Annotated in this window: 16 protein-coding genes and 1 tRNA gene; 11 read left to right on the top strand and 6 right to left on the bottom strand. The window is 70.9% G+C overall.

Going from position 1 to position 19,468, the window contains the following annotated elements:
- Positions 1-8: 8 nt before the first annotated feature.
- The 6 genes from DDW44_RS15270 to DDW44_RS15290 are packed head-to-tail and all read left to right on the top strand — an operon-like array spanning position 9 to position 4,296.
- Complete coding sequence (locus DDW44_RS15270) at positions 9-776, top strand: DUF881 domain-containing protein (RefSeq protein ID WP_026165338.1); 768 nt, start codon at positions 9-11, stop codon at positions 774-776.
- Between the two features lie 18 nt (positions 777-794).
- Complete coding sequence (locus DDW44_RS15275; RefSeq protein WP_108906779.1) at positions 795-1,520, top strand: class E sortase; 726 nt, start codon at positions 795-797, stop codon at positions 1,518-1,520.
- 56 nt (positions 1,521-1,576) lie between these two features.
- The gene (locus DDW44_RS32080; protein WP_017948206.1) at positions 1,577-1,738 is read left to right on the top strand and encodes a hypothetical protein; all 162 of its coding nucleotides are present in this window, start codon (positions 1,577-1,579) and stop codon (positions 1,736-1,738) included.
- Positions 1,735-2,373: an aminodeoxychorismate/anthranilate synthase component II gene (locus DDW44_RS15280; protein WP_018890708.1), complete on the top strand. Its 639-nt coding sequence runs from the start codon at positions 1,735-1,737 to the stop codon at positions 2,371-2,373. Before DDW44_RS32080 ends, DDW44_RS15280 begins: the two co-directional genes overlap by 4 nt.
- Positions 2,370-3,560: a class E sortase gene (locus tag DDW44_RS15285; protein WP_108906780.1), complete on the top strand. Its 1,191-nt coding sequence runs from the start codon at positions 2,370-2,372 to the stop codon at positions 3,558-3,560. Before DDW44_RS15280 ends, DDW44_RS15285 begins: the two co-directional genes overlap by 4 nt.
- 55 nt (positions 3,561-3,615) lie before the next feature.
- The gene (locus DDW44_RS15290; protein WP_108906781.1) at positions 3,616-4,296 is read left to right on the top strand and encodes a class E sortase; all 681 of its coding nucleotides are present in this window, start codon (positions 3,616-3,618) and stop codon (positions 4,294-4,296) included.
- 409 nt (positions 4,297-4,705) lie between these two features.
- On the opposite strand, the gene pknB is transcribed toward DDW44_RS15290, so the two are convergent.
- The 6 genes from pknB to DDW44_RS15320 all read right to left on the bottom strand — a co-directional run bounded on the left by pknB (position 4,706) and on the right by DDW44_RS15320 (position 12,830).
- Complete coding sequence (pknB, locus tag DDW44_RS15295) at positions 4,706-6,706, bottom strand: Stk1 family PASTA domain-containing Ser/Thr kinase (protein ID WP_018890711.1); 2,001 nt, start codon at positions 6,704-6,706, stop codon at positions 4,706-4,708.
- A 181-nt stretch (positions 6,707-6,887) separates the two neighbouring features.
- The gene (locus DDW44_RS15300; protein WP_108906782.1) at positions 6,888-8,351 is read right to left on the bottom strand and encodes a peptidoglycan D,D-transpeptidase FtsI family protein; all 1,464 of its coding nucleotides are present in this window, start codon (positions 8,349-8,351) and stop codon (positions 6,888-6,890) included.
- Positions 8,348-9,775, bottom strand: a complete 1,428-nt coding sequence (locus tag DDW44_RS15305) for an FtsW/RodA/SpoVE family cell cycle protein (protein ID WP_108906783.1) — start codon at positions 9,773-9,775, stop codon at positions 8,348-8,350. The genes DDW44_RS15300 and DDW44_RS15305 overlap by 4 nt, the downstream gene beginning before the upstream one ends.
- Before the next feature lie 27 nt (positions 9,776-9,802).
- A complete protein-coding gene (locus DDW44_RS15310) occupies positions 9,803-11,302 on the bottom strand; it encodes a PP2C family protein-serine/threonine phosphatase (protein ID WP_018890712.1) in 1,500 nt (499 codons plus the stop codon).
- A gap of 159 nt (positions 11,303-11,461) precedes the next feature.
- A complete protein-coding gene (locus tag DDW44_RS15315; RefSeq protein ID WP_017948198.1) occupies positions 11,462-11,959 on the bottom strand; it encodes an FHA domain-containing protein FhaB/FipA in 498 nt (165 codons plus the stop codon).
- Between the two features lie 10 nt (positions 11,960-11,969).
- Positions 11,970-12,830, bottom strand: a complete 861-nt coding sequence (locus DDW44_RS15320; protein WP_018890713.1) for an FhaA domain-containing protein — start codon at positions 12,828-12,830, stop codon at positions 11,970-11,972.
- A gap of 883 nt (positions 12,831-13,713) precedes the next feature.
- Between DDW44_RS15320 and DDW44_RS15325 the strand changes: the two genes are divergently transcribed.
- The 5 genes from DDW44_RS15325 to DDW44_RS15345 all read left to right on the top strand — a co-directional run bounded on the left by DDW44_RS15325 (position 13,714) and on the right by DDW44_RS15345 (position 19,416).
- Positions 13,714-13,800 (top strand) — tRNA-Leu (locus DDW44_RS15325).
- A 311-nt stretch (positions 13,801-14,111) separates the two neighbouring features.
- Positions 14,112-15,794, top strand: a complete 1,683-nt coding sequence (locus DDW44_RS15330; RefSeq protein ID WP_108906784.1) for a sensor histidine kinase — start codon at positions 14,112-14,114, stop codon at positions 15,792-15,794.
- 31 nt (positions 15,795-15,825) lie between these two features.
- Complete coding sequence (locus DDW44_RS15335; RefSeq protein WP_108906785.1) at positions 15,826-16,485, top strand: response regulator; 660 nt, start codon at positions 15,826-15,828, stop codon at positions 16,483-16,485.
- Positions 16,486-16,979: 494 nt separating this feature from the next.
- On the top strand, positions 16,980-18,419 hold the full coding sequence (locus tag DDW44_RS15340) for a DUF2252 domain-containing protein (RefSeq protein WP_108906786.1): 1,440 nt from the start codon (positions 16,980-16,982) through the stop codon (positions 18,417-18,419).
- A 58-nt stretch (positions 18,420-18,477) separates the two neighbouring features.
- A complete protein-coding gene (locus DDW44_RS15345; protein ID WP_108906787.1) occupies positions 18,478-19,416 on the top strand; it encodes a J domain-containing protein in 939 nt (312 codons plus the stop codon).
- Positions 19,417-19,468 lie beyond the last annotated feature (52 nt).

The following is a 19,468-nucleotide window of genomic DNA, read 5'->3' on the forward strand; positions in this document are numbered from 1 at the left end:
AGGGTACGTTGAGCAATTCCGCCGACTCCCCCGGTGGGCCGGTCCGTCGCCCGTGGTGGCGACCGGTCCGCCTGCTGAGCGCTGCCGTGTTCGCGCTCGCCGGAATGATCTTCGTCACCAGTTTCAACACGGCCAAGGGCACCAACCTCCGGACCGACGACTCGCTGCTGAAGCTCTCCGACCTGATCGAGCAGCGCAGCCACGAGAACGCCGAACTCGACCGGTCCACCTCGGCGCTCCGCAGGGACGTCGACGCACTCGCCAGACGCGACGACGGCTCCACCGAGGCCGAGGACGAGAAGCTCAGGGCGCTGGAGGTGGCCGCGGGAACCGAGAAGCTCGGCGGCCGGGCGGTCTCCGTCACTCTCAATGATGCCCCTCCGAACGCCCAGGCGGCACCCGGCTACCCGGAACCCCAGGCCAACGACCTCGTCATCCACCAGCAGGATCTGCAGGCCGTGGTCAACGCCCTCTGGCAGGGCGGCGCCCGGGGCATCCAGGTCATGGACCAGCGGCTGATCTCCACCAGTGCCGTCCGCTGCGTGGGCAACACGCTGATCCTGCAGGGACGGGTCTACTCGCCGCCGTACAAGGTGACGGCCGTCGGCGACCCGGACCGGCTCAGGCAGGCGCTGACCGCCTCCCCCGCGATCCAGAACTACCAGCTGTACGTGAAGGCGTACGGGCTGGGCTGGAAAGTCGACGAGCGCGAGGCGGTGACTCTCCCGGGCTACTCGGGCACAGTGGATCTCCACTACGCCAAGCCCGCCCAGTAGTCCCCGGGAGGCCGGCCCGTGTCGGTGCGACTGATCGTCCGGACACTCAGTGAGATCTGCATCACCATCGGCGCCGTGATCGTCCTGTTCGTGGCGTACGTGCTGTTCTGGACCGGCGTGACGGCCGAGGGCGCGACGGACGGCGAGATCGTCCGCCTCCAGGAGGAGTGGGCCCGGCAGCCGGTGGCGACCTCGCCCGGACCGGAGCAGACCGGTCCCGGAGCCCCGCCCGCGCCCCCACCGGACCCGGCTCCGCGGACGGCGAAGCCGTATGCGAGCGGCAGGCCCTTCGCGGTCATGTACGTCCCGCGCTTCGGCACGGGCTGGGCCTGGCCGGTGCTGGAGGGCACCGGGGCGGCGACGCTGAGGAAGGGGCTCGGGCACTACGCGGGCAGCGCCCGGCTCGGCGCGACGGGGAACTTCTCGGTGGCCGGACACCGCCGCACCCACGGGGATCCGTTCAAGGACTTCCCGCGGCTGCGCCCCGGGGACGCCGTCGTCCTCAACGACGGGACGAGATGGTTCACCTACCGGATACGGAACAAGCCGTACCGGACCGTGCCCGGCGACGTGGGGGTCGTCGCCCCGGTACCGGTGAAGTCAGGGTTCGACGGGCCGGGCCGCTATCTGACCCTCACCACCTGCGATCCGGAGTGGGGCAGCAGCCACCGGCTGGTCGTGTGGGCGCACCTCGACGCCACTCAGCCGGTGACCCGCGGCGAACCGGAAGCTTTCCACAGCTGACCCACAGGTCCCCCGCGCCCTTTAATCTGGTCACGTACCGAAGGGAAAGGGACGGCATGTACGGCTGGATCTGGCGGCATCTGCCGGGCAACGCGTGGGTGCGGGCGGTCATCTCGCTCGTGCTGGTCCTCGCGGTCGTGTACGGGCTCTTCCAGTACGTGTTCCCCTGGGCGGAGCCCCTGCTTCCGTTCAACGATGTGACGGTGGACGGCCAGTGAGCGCGCGGATTCTCGTCGTCGACAACTACGACAGCTTCGTCTTCAACCTCGTCCAGTACCTGTACCAGCTGGGCGCGCAGTGCGAGGTCGTGCGCAACGACCAGGTGTCCACGGCCCATGCCCAGGACGGCTTCGACGGGGTGCTGCTGTCGCCGGGACCGGGCGCGCCCGAACAGGCCGGGGTGTGCATCGACATGGTCCGTCACTGCGCCGCCACCGGCGTGCCCGTCTTCGGAGTCTGCCTCGGCATGCAGGCGATGGCCGTGGCCTACGGAGGGGTGGTCGACCGGGCGCCCGAGCTGCTCCACGGCAAGACCTCGCTCGTACGGCACGAGGGGAAGGGCGTGTTCGCCGGGCTGCCCTCTCCCTTCACGGCCACCCGCTACCACTCGCTGGCGGCGGAGCCGGCGACCGTGCCGGACGAGCTCGAGGTCACGGCCCGTACGCAGGACGGCATCATCATGGGCCTGCGCCATCGGCGGCAGCCGGTGGAGGGTGTGCAGTTCCACCCCGAGTCCGTGCTCACGGAGCACGGCCATCTGATGCTGGCCAACTGGCTGGCCGAATGCGGCGACACGGGCGCGGTGGGCCGATCGGCGGGGCTCGCGCCGGTGGTGGGCAAGGCCCTGGCGTGAGCGGCGAGGGGGGACCGCCGTGGTACCGCGCTCCGGAGGTTCCCGGACAGCGCGAGCCCCAGCAGTCCGCGCCGCAGGAGTGGCCCGGCGACGGCCAGTACCCCGCAGCGGCGTACCAGGAGGACTGGTACGGACAGCAGGCGTACCCCGAGGCGGGGGAGCGGTCCCAGGACCGGGCCCGCCACCCGACCGGGACCGTGGCGGACTCCGGGTACCCGGCTCGACCGGACCGGGGAGCGGACCATCCCACCGCGGCCGTGCCCTCGCCGTTCTTCCCTTCCGGGGAGTTCTTCCCGCCCGATGACGACCCGGGTGCGGGACCACGGACGCCCGGCACCGGCCCGTCGGAACCAGGGCTGCCCACCGGGGGCCGCGCCGAGCGCCGCAAGGCGGCCAAGGCGCGGGGACGGGGCCGCAGGCGCCGGGCACCGAGCGCCCCGCCCCCGACGCCGAGGCCCTCGGAGACGGGCGCTCCGCTCTCCCGCGTGGAGGCGCGACGGGCTGCCCGGGCGGCCAAGGACAGCCCGGCCGTGATCGCCAGCCGCGCGTTCGGTGAGCTGTTCATCACCATCGGCGTGCTGATGCTGCTGTTCGTCACGTACCAGCTGTGGTGGACCAACATCCTGGCCGGCCAGCAGGCCAACGCCGCGGCGAGCAAGATCCAGGACGAGTGGGCGAAGGGCCGGGCCCCCGGCGCGTTCGAGCCGGGCCAGGGGTTCGCCATCATGCACATCCCCAAGCTCGACGTCGTCGTGCCGATCGCCGAGGGCATCGACAAGCACCGGGTGCTGGACCGCGGGATGGTCGGCCACTACGCCGAGGGCAGGCTCAAGACGGCGATGCCCGAGGACCGGCAGGGCAACTTCGCGGTCGCCGGGCACCGCAACACCCACGGCGAACCGTTCCGGTACATCAACCGGCTCACGCAGGGCGACCCGATCGTCGTCGAGACCCAGGACACGTACTACACGTACGAGATGCGGAGCATCCTGCCGCAGACCGCGCCGTCGAACATCGGGGTGATCGCCCCCGTGCCGGCCGGCTCCGGCTTCACCGGGCCCGGCCGGTACATCACGCTGACCACGTGCACACCCGAGTTCACGAGTACGTACCGCATGATCGTGTGGGGCAAGATGGTGGACGAACGTCCGCGCAGCAAGGGCAAGCCGGACGCGCTCGTCGGCTGACGGACGGGCGCGGTCCGGACGACGGAAACCAGGGACCGAAACAGGGACAGGTGCAGTGGCACGTGCGCGCAGCCGGATCGCCGGCGTCATCAGTGTCTTCGGCGAGCTGCTGATCACCGCGGGGCTGGTGCTGGCCCTCTTCGTCGCCTACTCGCTGTGGTGGACGAACGTCCTCGCCGACCGCGAGGCCGCGGAGCAGGGCGAGCGCGTCCGCGACCGCTGGGCCGGGGGGCCCGGCGCGCTGGACACCAAGGACGGCATCGGCTTCCTGCACGTTCCCGCCATGGACGACGGCGAGATCCTGGTCAGGGAGGGCACCGATCCCAGGACCCTCAACCACGGGGTGGCGGGCTACTACGTCGACCCCATCAAGTCGGCGCTGCCGTCCGACAAGCAGGGCAACTTCACGCTGGCCGCGCACCGGGACGGCCACGGCGCCAGGTTCCACAACATCCACAAGATCAAGACGGGTGACTCGATCGTCTTCGAGACCGTCGACACCTGGTACGTCTACAAGGTCTTCAACGACCTCAAGGAGACCTCCAAGTACAACGTGGACGTGCTCCAGCCCGTCCCGAAGGAGTCGGGCAGGACGAAGCCCGGCCGCTACATCACGCTGACGACCTGCACGCCCATCTACACCTCGGACTACCGCTACATCGTGTGGGGCGAGCTGGAGCGCACGGAGAAGGTCGACCGGGACCGCACACCGCCGGCGGAACTGCGGCAGTCGTGAGGGAGGCCGCCGGGGGCGCGGCACGCTGAACGCGCGGCTCCGCGGGGCCCGGTTCTCGCCATCGCGGGGCGCCGGGGAGGGCGGCGCTGCGCGGCCCCGTGGCCTGGTCGCTGCGCGACACGAGGGTTCCCGCCGCGGCCGCTCGCGGTAGGTGGCAGGCGGTTCTCGCCGCCCGTGACCTCGGGACCCCGGCCGCGCGGCTCGGAGGGCGCCCCGAGACGCGTCCCGGCTGCCGCGGGGACGCCCGCCGGACACCGGAAAGCCCCGGCACCTGACGAAGGGTGCCGGGGCTTCCACGGTCTGACGGGACGTCCACCCCGCGGTGGAGCGGGCGCCGCGGTGGGCGGGGGCCTGGTGCCGCGTCAGGCGACGTCTGCCCCGTCGACGGGCAAACCCTGCCTGACGCGCACTAGTCGTCGCGGCCGCCGATGAAGCCTCCCCCGCCGTTGCCGCCTCCGCGGTTGTCCCCGTCACCGCCGGGGATGGCGAGCAGCACGACCTGGGTCTGGGCGGGGTCTCCCTGGGTGCCGGGCTGCGGGCTCTGCTGGATCACCCGGGCGTTGTCGTTCTGGTCGCCCTGCACCTGGATGTTGGTGTAGCCGGCCTGCTGCAGGATGGCCTTGGCTTCGCCCACGGTGCGGTTGCGTACCTCGGGCATCTGGACCTGCGGCGTCTGCGGGCCCTTGGAGACCTTCAGGGTGATCGTGATGCCCTTGGGCTCCCTGGACCCCGCGGTCGGGTCCTGCGCGATGATCTGCCCCGCCGGCTCGGCGCCGTCGACGTCCTGCCGCACGACCGTGTACCCGAGGGTCGTCAGCTGCTGGTTGGCCTGGTCGAACTGCTGGCCCACCACGTCCGGCACGGGCTTGGTGGCCTGCTTGGCGACCTTCAGGGTGACGGTCTCGCCCTTCTCCACCCGGGTGCCGCCCTCGGGGTCCTGCTCGACCACCGTGCCGGCCTCCTGGTCGGACTCCACCGACTCGGTCTCGACCTCGAAGCCCTTGTCCTTCAGCTCCTTGACGGCGTCCTCTTCGGAGTCCTTCGTGACATCGGGGACCTTGACCAGCGGGGCCCCCTCGGAGACGACCACCTGGACGGTGTCGCCCTGGTCCATCAGGCCGCTGTCCGGCGTCTGGCTGCAGACGCTGCCCTTGGGCTGGTCGCAGCGAGCCGTGTCGGACTGGACCACCTCGACCTTGGCGTTCGCGCCGAGCTGCTTGGCCTCCTCGAACGTCTTGCCGACCAGTTTCGGCACGTCGACCTTGCCGCCGCCGGCGTTCTCCCCGAACACCGCCTTGCCGATCAGGATCGCGCCGAGAAGCACCAGGATGCCCGCGACGACGAGCAGGATGGTGGAGGTGTTGGACTTCTTCTGGCGCCGGCGGTCCGGGCGGTCGTCGTACCCGCCGAATCCGCCGTCGTCCGGATTCATGGGCGGCAGCATCGACGTCTGGCCGCCCGGGTCCGACTGGCGCATCGCGGCCGTCGGCTGCTCGCCGCCGCGCCCCTGCTGCGAGCCGTATGCGCCGCCGTAGCCGACGGCACCCATCGCGGCCGTCGCCGCGACCGGCTGGCCGTCGAGGCACGCCTCGATGTCGGCCCGCATCTCGTCGGCGGACTGGTAGCGGTAGTCCGGGTCCTTGACCAGGGCCTTCAGGACGATCGCGTCCATCTCGGGCGTGATCTCGGGGTCGAAGACGCTCGGCGCCTGCGGCTCCTCCCGGACGTGCTGGTAGGCGACCGCCACGGGGGAGTCCCCGACGAACGGCGGCCGTACCGTCAGCAGCTCGTAGAGCAGGCAGCCGGTGGAGTACAGGTCGGACCGGGCGTCCACCTGCTCGCCCTTGGCCTGCTCCGGGGAGAGGTACTGGGCGGTGCCGATCACGGCCGCGGTCTGGGTCATGGTCATGCCCGCGTCGCCCATGGCGCGGGCGATGCCGAAGTCCATCACCTTGACCTGGCCGGTGCGCGTCAGCATGACGTTCGCCGGCTTGATGTCGCGGTGCACGATGCCGTTGCGGTGCGAGTACTCGAGGGCCTGGAGGATGCCGATGGTCATCTCGAGCGTGCGCTCGGGCAGCAGCTTCCGTCCGGAGTGCAGCAGCTCTCTGAGCGTGGAGCCGTCCACGTACTCCATCACGATGTACGGGATGGAGACGCCGTCCACGTAGTCCTCGCCGGTGTCGTACACGGCGACGATCGCAGGGTGATTCAGCGAGGCGGCCGACTGGGCCTCACGGCGGAACCGGGCTTGGAAGGACGGGTCACGGGCGAGGTCGACCCGCAGCGTCTTCACGGCAACGGTGCGACCGAGTCTGGTGTCGTGGGCGAGGTAGACCTCGGCCATGCCACCACGGCCGAGCACCGAGCCCAGCTCGTACCGGCCGCCGAGGCGACGCGGCTCTTCCATAACTGTTCCAGCCCTCTCCGTCAGTCCCGACCGCACCCGTGTGTGTGCTCCGGCGGTGTGCTGTTCGCGCATACGCTACCGGCCACCGGGCTCATCATCCGCCCATGGCCGGGACCTGATACGCGACCGGTATCGCATTGTGCGGGTATGAGGCGGGAAGAGGCCAGGTCAGTGACATCCGTCACTCCTTGCCGTCGAGCACCGCCTTCATCACGTCACGCGCGATGGGAGCGGCCAGCCCGCCACCGCTGATGTCGTCCCGCGCGATGCCGCTGGAGTCCTCCACGACCACGGCGACCGCGACCGGCGAACCGTTGTCGGTCTTGGCGTAGGAGATGAACCAGGCGTAGGGGCGCTTGCTGTTGCCGACACCGTGCTGGGCGGTACCGGTCTTGCCGCCGACGGTGACGCCCTTGATCTGCGCCTTGGTGCCGGTGCCCTGGTCGACGACGTTCTCCATCATCTGCTGGAGGAGCTGCGCGTTCTCCTGCGAGACCGGGCGGCTCATCTCCTCCGGCTCGAAGGTCTGGATGACGTCCAGGTCCGGCGCCCGCAGCTGGTCGATCATGTACGGCTTCATCAGCTTGCCGTCGTTGGCGATCGCCGCGGTGACCATGGCCATCTGCAGCGGCGTGGCGGCCGTGTCGAACTGGCCGATCGAGGACAGTGCGTTGCCTCCGCGGTCCATGGTCTTGTTGTAGACGGAAGCGGAGGCCCGGACCGGGGTGTCGATCTCGGCGTTGTTGAAGCCGAACTTCTGGGCCGTCTCCACCATCTTGTCCCGGGACACCTTGTCACCGAGATTGGCGAAGACGGAGTTGCAGGACACCTCCATGGCCGCGTTGAGGCTCGCCTTCTCGCAGTTGCCGTGCGAGTTCTTCATCGGCGTCCGCGACAGCGGGATGATGTACGGCTCGGGTGTGTCGGTCGGCGCGTCGATGTCCTCGACCACGCCGTTCTCCAGCGCGGCCGCCGCGGTGACGACCTTGAACGTGGAGCCGGGCGGGTAGGTCTCGCGCAGCGCGCGGTTCACCATCGGCTTGTCTTTGTCGGTGAGCAGCTTCTGGCGGTTCTCCGAGTCCTCGAGGGAGTTGCCCGCGAAGACCGACGGGTCGTACGACGGCGTCGAGGCCAGCGCCAGGATCCTCCCGGTCTGCGGGTCGATCGCCGCGACGGCGCCCTTCTTGTCGCCGAGGCCCTTGAACGCGGCCTCCTGGGCCTTGCCGTCCAGGGTGGTGACGACGTCGCCGCCCTTCTTCTTCTCGCCCGTGAACATCGCCATCGTGCTGTCGAAGAACAGCCGGTCGTCGTTGCCGGTAAGGATCCCGTCCTCGAGCTTCTCGATCTGGTTGGCGTCGAAGGCCTGGGAGGCGAAGCCGGTGACCGGAGCCCACATGGGGCCGTTCGTGTAGGTGCGCTTGTACTTGAAGTCGCTGCCCTTGGTCTCGACCGAGCCGGTGATGGGCTTGCCGTCGACGATGATGTTGCCGCGCTCGTAGGCGTAGCGCTCGATCTGGACCCGGCGGTTGAGCTTGTGCGTGTTGAGCTCGTCCGCGCGGACGTACTGGAGCCAGTTGTCCCGGATGAGCAGGGCGAGGACCAGGATGCCGCAGAAGAGCGCGATGCGGCGCAGGGGCTTGTTCACGGTCGGACCACCTGGGTCATCTCGGCATCGGGGGACGGGGCGGGAGCCGGCGCCGGGCGGCGCGCGGTGTCGCTGATACGGATGAGGATGCCGATCAGGGCCCAGTTGGCGATCACGGACGAGCCACCGGCCGCGAGGAACGGCATGGTCATACCGGTCAGCGGGATGAGTCCCATCACTCCGCCGGCCACGACGAAGACCTGGAGGGCGAAGGCGCCGGACAGGCCGACCGCGAACAGCTTGCCGAACGGGTCGCGGGCGGCCAGGGCCGTGCGGATGCCCCGCTCGATGATCAGTCCGTACAGCAGCAGGAACGCCATGACGCCGGTCAGGCCGAGTTCCTCGCCGACGGTGGCGAAGATGAAGTCGGAGTTGGCGGCGAAGCTGATCAGGTCGGAGTTGCCCTGGCCGAGACCGGTGCCAAGGGTGCCGCCGGCGCCGAAGGACATCAGGACCTGGGTCATCTGGTCGCAGGCGTTGATCATGTTGGACCCCTCGGGCGCGGTCTCCAGGCACCCGAAGGGGTCGAGCCAGGCGGCGACGCGGGACTGCACATGGCTCGCGAACTGCGCGACGACCACGGCACCGCCCGCCGACATCAGCAGGCCCATGACGATCCAGCTCGTCCGCTCGGTGGCCACGTAGAGCATGACCACGAACATGCCGAAGAACAGCAGCGAGGTCCCGAGGTCGTTCTCGAAGACCAGGATGAGCAGGCTCATCGCCCAGATCGTGAGGATCGGGCCGAGGTCGCGGCCGCGCGGCAGGTACAGGCCCATGAACCGCCGGCTCGCCAGGGCGAGCGCGTCCCTCTTCACCATCAGATAGCCGGAGAAGAAGACGGCGATCACGATCTTCGCGAACTCACCGGGCTGGATGGAGAACCCGCCCACCCGGATCCAGATCTTCGCGCCGAAGACGTCGGCTCCGAGACCCGGCACGAGCGGCAGGAGCAGCAGGACCAGTGCCGCCGCCATCGAGATGTACGTGAAGCGCTGGAGGACCCGGTGGTCCTTCAGGATCATCAGGACGCCGACGAACAGGGCGATGCCGAGCGCCGAGTACATGAGCTGGTTCGTCGCCTGCGGGGCGAAGTCGGCACGCGCGTTCAGCCGCGGCGACTGGTCCAGCCGCCAGATCAGCACCAGCCCCAGCCCGTTGAGCAGCGTCGCCAGGGGCAGCAGCAGCGGGTCCGCGTACCGGGCGAACTTCCGCACCACGATGTGGGCGACGCTCGCCATCAGCCCGAGGCCGAGCCCGTAGCCGAGCATCCCGGACGGTACCTCGCCGTCGAGCGCGAGGCCCACGTTGAGGTACGCGAACACCGGGATCGCGACGGCGAAGGCGAGCAGCACGAGCTCGGTGTTGCGGCGGCTCGGTGCGTCGATCGCGCCGATGGTGGTGGTGTTGGTGACAACGCTCATGGTGGAGAAAGGCCCCCCTACGGGTGCTTACTGCTTGCCGCAGTTCGAGGCCAGCTTCTGCTCCTCCTCCGAGAGGGTGGGGCCCGGAGAGGGAGACGCTGCGGTCGGCTTGGTCTGGGCGGACTGGGTCGAGGGATTGGTGCCGGTCGTTCCGCCGGCCTGGCCCTCGCCCGGTGGCGTGCTCGCGGCACGGTCCACGGCGGCCCGGCGCTCCTCGTCCTTCTTGCACACGGCGGCCTGGGCGCCGAGCTTCTGGATCTTGTCGCGGGCATCGCCGAGGCTGCCCTCGGTGATGGTCTCCTTCACCTGCTTCTGCTGGTAGGGCGGCAGGTACTTGAGTTCGATCTCGGGGTGGTCCTTCTCCACCTTCGAGAGCGAGACCCAGGCGAGGTCCTGGCTGATGCCCCGGTACAGCGCGACGTGGTCGTCGTTGGCGCCGACGTAGTACTGCGTCTGCGTCCAGCGGTATCCGCCGTATCCACCGGCGCCGACGACTCCCAGCGCGAGAGCGATGAGGAAGGATCTCTTCAGCCACTTCCGGCCGCGGCGTGGCTTGACGAAGTCCTCGTCCGTGTAAGTGCCGTAGCCGCCCTCCGGCGGCATCCCGTCGTAGCCGACGTCGTCGCCGCTCCCGGGGGGACCGAACCCGCCTGCCGAGGGCGGCGGGGCGGACCGTCCGAGGCCGGAAGCGCGGCCAGCCGGGGTCTGCATCGCCCCTCCGTCGCCCAGCTGCGCCTGGTTCTCGGCGACCGCGCCGACGACGACCGGGGTGTCGCTGAGGGCGCCGGCGAGGGTGTCGCCGGTGTCCGTGTCGAGCACGTCCGCGACGATGCAGGTGATGTTGTCGGGGCCTCCGCCGCGCAGGGCGAGCTGGATCAGCTCCTGCACGGTCTCCTGGGGGCCCTGGTAGCTGGCGAGGGCGTCCTCCAGCGTCTGGTGGGACACCACCCCGGACAGCCCGTCGGAGCAGATCAGATAGCGGTCGCCGGGCCGCACCTCGCGGATGGAGAGATCGGGCTCCACGTGGTCGCCGCTGCCCAGCGCGCGCATCAGCAGGGCCCGCTGCGGGTGGGTGGTGGCCTCCTCCTCGGTGATCCGGCCCTCGTCGACCAGCCGCTGCACCCAGGTGTGGTCCTGGGTGATCTGGGTCAGCACGCCGTCGCGGAGCAGGTACGCACGGGAGTCGCCGACATGCACCAGACCGAGCCGCTGTCCGGTCCACAGCAGCGCGGTCAGCGTGGTGCCCATGCCCTCGAGCTGGGGGTCCTCCTCGACCATCACGCGCAGCTGCTCGTTCGCCCGCTGCACGGCGGACCCGAGCGAGGTGAGGATGTCCGAGCCGGGGATGTCGTCGTCGAGCTGGACCAGCGTGGAGATGACCTCCGACGAGGCGACCTCACCCGCCGCCTGACCGCCCATACCGTCGGCGATCGCGAGAAGACGCGGGCCGGCGTAGCCGGAGTCCTCGTTGCCCTCCCGGATCATGCCCTTGTGCGATCCGGCGGCGAAGCGCAGTGACAGACTCATGCGCACCTGCCCTGTCGACGCTGCCTCGGGGTACAGCCGGTCTCGAGCCACACTGCCCACCCTCCGGTCGGGAGCCTGCCCCGGTCCCTCGCCGGGACCGCTGCGGGGTCCTCCGTGCGGACCGCCGCGGCTCGCTCGCTCCGCTCGCTCATTGTCGTACTACTTCCGCAGCTCGATGACGGTCTTGCCGATACGGATCGGCGCGCCCGGCGGAATCGGTGTCGGGGTGGTGAGGCGGGTCCGGTCGAGATAGGTGCCGTTGGTGGACCCGAGGTCCTCGACGATCCACTGGCCGTCACGGTCCGGGTAGATCCTGGCATGCCGGCTGGAGGCGTAGTCGTCGTCCAGCACGATGGTGGAGTCGTGCGCACGGCCCAGCGTGATCGTCTGACCCTGCAGCGCGACCGTGGTGCCGGTGAGGGAGCCCTCGGTGACGACCAGCTTCGTGGGCGCCCCCCTGCGCTGGCGCTGCTGCGGAGGCGCGGCGGGCTGGCGGGCGGCCTGCGGCGGCCGCGCGTCGGCGTTGCGGCGCGAGCCGCGCTGCGTGACGCGGGTACCGAACAGGTCGCTACGGATGACCTGGACGGCCACGATGACGAACAGCCACAGAACGGCCAGGAAACCCAGCCGCATGACCGTCAGGGTCAGCTCTGACATTGCCCCCGCTTCACCCTTCGGCTTGCCGGTAAACGATGGTGGTGCTGCCCACGACGATCCGCGAGCCGTCGCGGAGCGTAGCGCGGGTGGTGTGCTGCCCGTCCACCACGATGCCGTTGGTGGACCCGAGATCCTGGATCGTCGAGGGCGTTCCGGTCCGGATCTCGCAGTGCCGGCGGGAGACGCCGGGGTCGTCGATCCGCACGTCGGCGTCGGTGCTGCGGCCCAGCACCATCGTCGGGCGGGAGATCTGGTGGCGTGTGCCGTTGATCTCGATCCAGCGGCGCACCTGGGTGCCCGGCATCGGACCGGACCCCGTCGGACGCCCGCCGGGGGCTGCTCCCGGGCCGGGCCCGCCCCCGCCGGGCGGCGGGGCGGACGGCATGGGAGGCGCACCGGCAGGAGGGTAGCCGTAGCCGCCGCGCTGGGGCCCCTGCCCGGCGCCCGCGTGACCCGCTCCCGGGCCCGCGGAGGCGTGGTCGGGCGACTGTGACGTACTCGACGCGAGGGTGCGGCTGCGCACCCGGTACAGACCGGTGTCGAGGTCGTCGGCCTTCTCCAGATGGACCTTGATCGGTCCCATGAAGGTGTAGCGCTGCTGCTTGGCGTAGTCCCGGACCAGGCCGGAGAGCTCGTCGCCGAGCTGGCCGGAGTAGGGGCTGAGACGCTCGTAGTCGGGCGCGCTCAGCTCCACGATGAAGTCGTTGGGGACGACCGTGCGGTCCCGGTTCCAGATGGTCGCGTTGTTGTCGCACTCGCGCTGGAGGGCGCCCGCGATCTCGACCGGCTGGACCTCGGACTTGAAGACCTTGGCGAAGGTGCCGTTGACCAGGCCTTCGAGCCGCTGCTCGAAACGCTTCAGAACTCCCATGGGGCACCTCCTCCGTCGGTGTCGTCCTGGTACTGCTTACTGATCGTATCCACGCGTCGGGAAATCGGCTGGTTCCCCTTGTCTGCCCCGTCGATGAGTGTCACCTCTCACACGGATCGTAGAGGCGGCCTCCTGCCAGTGTCCCGCACCCGGGGTGCGCCCCGGGGGAGCGGGGGGAGATGCACCCCGGGAGGAGTGCCGGCGGCCGCGCTGCGCTTCCTGGCCCGTCCCTCTCCGGTTGTCCGTGTCCTCGTCTTCCAGCCCTGCGTCTTCATCGTGGTTCGTCCTTCCCCGGGACCGGCCTCCTTCTTCCCCGGGGCCGAGCTCACTCTTCCTCCTCTTCCTCCTCCGCCGCTCCTCCGCTGCTGCGCTCCCGCCGTCGCTGTCCCCTCAACGCCGCGAGGTGCCGCGAGGTGGCGCGAGGGTGCCCGCGCCGCGACTCTGCCGGGGAACTCCTGCCCGGGGCTTCGCCGAGGACGACGGCCGCGGAACCGGCACCAGGCACCAGAACCGGCACCAGGCACCAGAACCGGCACCAGGCACCAGAACCGGCACCAGGCACCAGAACCGGCACCAGGCACCAGAACCGGCACCGGGTACCGGAACCGGTACCGGAACCGCGGCCGGTCCCGGTACCCGTCCCCGTGCTCCCAGGGCCGGTCCGGTACCCGTCACGTGGCCTCGGCGCGCGACCGCCGTTGTGCCGCCGCCGGGCCCGATCGCGGTACGAAGCGTGCCGCGGCAGGCGTCCGCCGTCCTCCTCCGCTGCCGGAAGCCCCCTGAAACAACGGATGTGAATCCACCCTCCGCAGCGTGCTAATCTTCTGCATGTCGCCAGGCGCTCGCACCGAATGAGTGAGAGACACGGCGGCAGCACCCAAATGCGCGGGTGGCGGAATAGGCAGACGCGCTGGATTCAGGTTCCAGTGCCCGCAAGGGCGTGGGGGTTCAACTCCCCCCTCGCGCACCAAGAGAAACCGACGAAACGGGTTCTCACCGGACGAAAGTCCTGGTGGGGGCCCGTTTCGCGTTGAGTCGTGCCACCACGGTCCTCGTGGGCCCGATCAGCCCGGATGGGCTCCTTGTGTGCTTTGTCTCTGCTGGCTGTCCCTGGTCTTCCCTGGGCGTCCCCGGTCACCGCGACCCGTCGTGCGGCTTCCGCGCCCTTCGTTCGGCCTCCGCACCCTTCGTCGTACGGGAGCGCGACGAAAGTGGGCAGTGGTGGAGCCCGTGGCTGCCTAGGGTGCGGTCGTGGACGCGTCATCGAGGATATGGGCGGGTGTGCGGGCGGGCGGTAGATGGCTGGCGCCCCCGGAGCAGTGGTCCCGGCGCAGGTTCGCGGGTGAGGCGACCGCCGCGCTGACGCTCGCCGCGCTGGCCGCGGGGCTGGGGCGGCTGCTGGGGGCGTCCGTGACGGTCATCGGGGCCGAGGCGGTCGCGATCGTCGTCCTGTCGCTGTTGCGGCGGAGGCTGCCGGCGACGGTGCTGGCGCTGACCGCCGCGCTGACGCCGGTCGGCAACGCCTTCCTCCCGCTGATGATGGCCGCCGGCTGGTCGGCCGGGCGCCGGATCACCGGAGCGAGCCGGGCCGCGGCCGCCTTCGCCGGTGCGTACGCGCTCTGTGTCGCCGTCGCGCTCGTCGACACCTGGTCGGCCTCGTCCGCACTGCCCCTGGTGCTGCTCACCACTCTCTCCTTCCTCGCGGTGGCGGTCGTGCCCGGCCTGGCGAGCCGGTACTGGACACAGCGGCGCACCCTTCTGCACACGCTGCGGGAACGCAACAGCCAGCTGCTGCGCGAGCGCGCCATGGTCGCCGGCCAGGCCCGGCTGAGGGAGCGGCAGCGCATCGCGCAGGACATGCACGACAGCCTCGGGCACCGGCTGGCACTCATCTCCGTGCACACCGGAGCCCTGGAGGTCGACCGCGAACTCACGCCGCGCCAGCGCGAGGTGGTCGCGGTGCTGCGGGAGGCGTCGGTGACCGCCATGCACGAGCTGCGCGAGGTCGTCGGGATCCTCAGGGACGGGGTGGAGGCGCCAGCGCCCGCCTCGGGGGACGGGACGGGCCGGGCCGCCCGTGGTACGGCCGGTGTCGCGGCGCTCGTCGAGGCGTCCAGGGCCGCGGGGAACGCGGCGGAGCTGACGTACTCCGGTGAGGCCAGGCCGCTCTCCGCGGCCGCCGACCACGCGGCCTATCGCATCGTCCAGGAGGCCCTCACCAATGCCTACAAGCACGCACCCGGTGCGCCGATCACGGTGGACCTGCGGTGGGAACCGGACTCCCTGGTCGTCGAGATCGTCAACGGGGCGGCCTCCCACGCCACCGGCGAAGTGGTCAGCGGTGGGCAGGGACTGACCGGGCTGCACGAGCGCGCCCGGCTGGTCGGGGGCATGGTGCACGCCGGTCCGGTCGCGGACGGCGGCTTCCGAGTGGCCGGAGTCCTGCCGTACGGCGCCGGGGAGGCAGCACCGGTCGTCGACGCGGCGGACGGCCCAAGGCGGCGGCCGGCGGAAGCACCTTCCGGGAACGGCCCTTGGGCCGTGCACCGGACCCTTCCGGAGAGGGAGTGGGCGGCCCACGGGAGCATCGGGCACAGCAGATCCGGGGGGATCGTCCTGGGATGCGGGATCGCGCTGGGCGCGGTGGTGCTGCTCGGGGTCGCCGTTCTCGTGGGGGTGTTCTTCCTGGTCGGCTCCCTCGACAAGAGCATGATCGAGCCGTCCGAGTACGAGGCGATCGAGGTTGGAGCGGCGGAGAAGACCGTGCGGGAGCGGCTGCCGAGCGGTGGCACGATCGCCACTGCGGGGCTGGACGCCAAGGGACCGAAGGAGCCGGAGGGTTCACGGTGCCTGGTGCTGATGTCCTCCGAGCCGGGTCAGAGCCTGGCGTCGGAGCCGGTGTTCCGGTTCTGCTTCAAGGACGGCAAGCTGGTCGAGAAGAAGTCCTACGAGGTCAAGCGCTAGGCAGGGCGCTCAAAGCAGCAAAGGGGGGCCTGTGGCCGGTTCGCCGATCAGGGTCGTGGTCGCCGACGACGAGCCGCTGATACGGGCCGGAATCCGGATGATCCTCACCTCGGACCCGGGGATCGAGGTCGTGGCCGAAGGGGGCAACGGCCGTGAGGCCGTCGAGCTGGCGCGGGCGCACCGGGCGGACGTGGTGCTGCTCGACATCCAGATGCCGGTTATGGACGGGCTGACCGCGCTGCCCGAGCTGTGCCGCGCGGTCCCTACGGCACGCGTCATCGTGCTCACGACCTTCGGCGAGAGGGACAACGTGCTGCGGGCGCTGGAGCGTGGCAGCGCGGGGTTCCTCCTCAAGGACACCGCTCCGGCGGAGCTCATCAGGGCCGTCCGGGCGGCGGCCGCCGGGGATGCCTATCTCTCGCCCGCCGCCACGCGCCATGTTGTGGAGCGGCTGGCCTCGGGGCGGTCCGGGACGCGCGACGAGGAGGCAAGGACCAGGGTCGCGGCGCTGAGCGCACGTGAGCGCGAGGTGCTGGCGCTGCTGGGGGAAGGACTGTCCAACGCGGACGCCGGGCGTCGGCTGCACATGAGCGAGGCGACGGTGAAGACCTATGTGAGCCGGATCCTGGCCAAGCTCGACTGCGAGAACCGGGTGCAGGCGGCGCTGATGGCGCGGGACGCGGGGCTGTAGACCCGGGGCGGGCCCCCGGGGCGGACTTCGCAGGCAGTCCCATGCCTCGGTCCCGCCGGGGCGCCGCCGAGGTTTCACGTGGAACATCGGCAGGAATCGGCAGGAAACGCGGACTCCTGGCGCCTCCTCGCACGGACGGCCGCCGCCGGATCCCGGCCTTCCCGGGCGGCTTTCCCCAGCCCCCAGCCCCCCAGCCCGCAGCCCGCAGCCCGTGCCGTGCCGCGGCGCGCGCGGCTGTCGAATCCGGGGTCCGGGGTCCGGGGTCCGGGGTCCGGGGTTTGGGGTCCGGGGTCCGGTGACGTACCCGGTGCGCGAATGCCCGCACAGTCGGGATATTCGGGGTGCCATGGAGCCGGCCGTGCCGATATCCACACGGAGGCCGGCGGGGCTGGAACGTCGAGAGCCGGTTTTCCACAGGGGGAGACGGCGACCTTGTCCGACGGTACGGTCATGGGCACTTGATGTTGAACGACAGCGGGGGAGGCGGTCACACCATGAGTGAGGCCGAAGCGGTGGCGTACCGGCGGACGGTGCCGGAGGAGGCGCGCATACCGGAGGTCACGGGCTTCGCCCGCCGGGTGCCGGGCGGCGTGCCGGACTCCCCCAAGCGGGACGGCAAGGCCCTGCGCCGGCAGGTCCCGCGTTCCTCCCACGACACGATGGTGCTTTCCGAGGGCCGTCCCGATGCGGTGCGGGCCGTGGAGGAGTCCAGCCGGGGCCGGGTCCCCGAGCTCACACCGATCCGCGTGGGCAGGATGGCGGCCGCCCCGTTCGCCTTTCTGCGCGGCTCGGCCGGACTGATGGCCCACGATCTGGAGGGCACGCCGGTCACGGGCATCGCGGCGCAGATCTGCGGCGACGCGCACGCCGCCAACTTCGGTCTGTACGGTGACGCGCGCGGCAGCCTCGTCATCGACCTCAACGACTTCGACGAGACGGTCGTCGGCCCCTGGGAGTGGGACCTCAAGCGGCTGGCCACCTCCCTCGTGCTCGCCGGCCGCGAGGCGGGCGCCGACGAGGACCTCTGCCGCAAGGCCGCGTTCGACGTGGCCGGCTCGTACCGGCGCACGATGCGGCTGCTGGCCAAGCTGCCGGTACTGGATGCGTGGAACGCCATCGCGGACGAGGAACTCGTCTCGCACGCCGACGCGCGTGACCTGGTCGGCACTCTGGAGCGGGTCTCGGAGAAGGCCAAGAACAACACGAGCGCGCGTTTCGCCGCCAAGTCGACCGAGGCGTCCGACGACGGGGGCCGGCGCTTCGTGGACGCCCCGCCAGTGCTGCGCCGGGTCTCCGACGCGGAGGCCGCGGCGGTCGCCACCTCACTCGCCGGGTATCTGGAGACCATCTCGGAGGACCGCCTGCCGCTGCTCGCGCGGTATGCGATCCACGATGTGGCGTTCCGGGTCGTCGGCACCGGCAGTGTGGGGACGCGATCGTACGTGGTGCTGCTGCTGGACCACCGGGGCGAGCCGCTCGTCCTGCAGGTGAAGGAGGCCCGCCCGTCCGTGCTGATGCCCCATCTGCCCGCGGTGGGCTTCGAGACCGCGGATGTCCCGCACGAGGGGCGTCGGGTGGTGATGGGGCAGAAGCGGATGCAGGTGGTCAGCGACAATCTGCTGGGCTGGACGACGGTGGAGGGCCGGCCCTTCCAGGTGCGGCAGTTCCGCAACCGGAAGGGCAGTGTGGATCCGGCCGCCCTCGCGGCCGACGAGGTGGACGACTACGCCCGTATGACGGGTGCGCTACTGGCCAGGGCGCACGCGCACAGCGTCGATCCACGGCTGGTCGCCGGCTACTGCGGCAAGAGCGAGGAGCTGGACGACGCGGTGGCCGGCTTCGCGGTGCGCTACGCAGACAGAACCGAGGCCGATCACGCCGACCTGGTCGCCGCGGTCCGCAGCGGCCGGATAGCCGCCGAGCTCGGTGTATGACGGACGCATTGTGCGTCCGCCCGCCTGAGCGGCCGGTGCTCTGCCATACGCTGGGCGGGTGACCCAGGACGCTCCCGGGGGCCCGGCCACCCGGAACGACGACGAGCAGGACGACCACCGCGTGGACGATCAGAATGCGCAGAGCGCTCGGACGGCGCAGGACGAGCCCGGCGTGGATGGCCCCGGGGCGGATGGGAAACGTGACGGCGCCCCTGAGGAGCCCGTGCGTGCCACGGCCAGGCTGGAGAAGGCCGTACGCGCCGCGGAGCAGGCCCTGATCGAGTTCGAGATCGCGGTCGAGACCTTCCGGGTCGAGGTGGAGAACTTCTCCCGGCTGCACCACCAGAAGCTCGGCCCGATGTACTCGCGTCTGGACGAGCTCGACGCGCTGATCGCCGAAGCCCGGGCGGCCCGCAGCGGCGACCCCGAGGACCTGCGCAAGGCCCGGGAGGCGCGGGCCGCGGTGATGCCGATGCCCGGTGTCGAGGAGCTCTTCCACGGCTGGATCGACTCCGAGGGACTGTCCGCCGAGGCAGCGGCCATGCTCACGGATCGCCCCGTGCAGCCTCCCAAACGGGTGCGGCCCACGGACGAGGCCCGCAGGCTCTACCGCGAGCTGGCCCGCAGGGCTCACCCCGACCTCGCCCAGGAGGACGAGGAGCGCGCCCGCCGGGAGGCGTTCATCACCCGGGTCAACGCCGCGTACGGGCGGGGAGACGAGGAACTCCTGCGGGAGCTGACCCGGGAGTGGGAAGCGGGCCCGGCGCCGGAGGAGACGCGACTGGGTGAGACCGAGGAGCTGTACGCCCGCCTCGAGTGGCTCGCGCGGCGCAAGGAACTGCTGACCGTGGTCGCGCAGGACCTGGAGGAGAGCGCGATCGGCGCGATGCTGCGGATGGCGCCCGACGACCCCGACCGTCTGCTCGACGAGATCGCGGAGCAGCTGCTGACCCAGGTCGCGGAGCGAGAGTCCGAGCTGGCCGCGCTGGTGCAGTAGGTTTCGGAGAGGCGCCCCACTCGCCCGCGCACCCGGACGTGAGGCGGGCGCG

It is taken from the genome of Streptomyces tirandamycinicus (assembly GCF_003097515.1).
Lineage (GTDB): Bacteria > Actinomycetota > Actinomycetes > Streptomycetales > Streptomycetaceae > Streptomyces > Streptomyces tirandamycinicus.

What these genes read in the sequence shown, in the direction of transcription:
- DDW44_RS32080 (WP_017948206.1), top strand. Translation starts at nt 1,577, where the DNA reads ATGTACGGCTGGATCTGGCGGCATCTGCCGGGCAACGCGTGGGTGCGG.
- pknB (WP_018890711.1), bottom strand. Translation starts at nt 6,706, where the DNA reads ATGGAAGAGCCGCGTCGCCTCGGCGGCCGGTACGAGCTGGGCTCGGTG.
- DDW44_RS15305 (WP_108906783.1), bottom strand. Translation starts at nt 9,775, where the DNA reads ATGAGCGTTGTCACCAACACCACCACCATCGGCGCGATCGACGCACCG.
- DDW44_RS15310 (WP_018890712.1), bottom strand. Translation starts at nt 11,302, where the DNA reads ATGAGTCTGTCACTGCGCTTCGCCGCCGGATCGCACAAGGGCATGATC.
- DDW44_RS15315 (WP_017948198.1), bottom strand. Translation starts at nt 11,959, where the DNA reads ATGTCAGAGCTGACCCTGACGGTCATGCGGCTGGGTTTCCTGGCCGTT.
- DDW44_RS15320 (WP_018890713.1), bottom strand. Translation starts at nt 12,830, where the DNA reads ATGGGAGTTCTGAAGCGTTTCGAGCAGCGGCTCGAAGGCCTGGTCAAC.
- DDW44_RS15340 (WP_108906786.1), top strand. Translation starts at nt 16,980, where the DNA reads ATGAGTGAGGCCGAAGCGGTGGCGTACCGGCGGACGGTGCCGGAGGAG.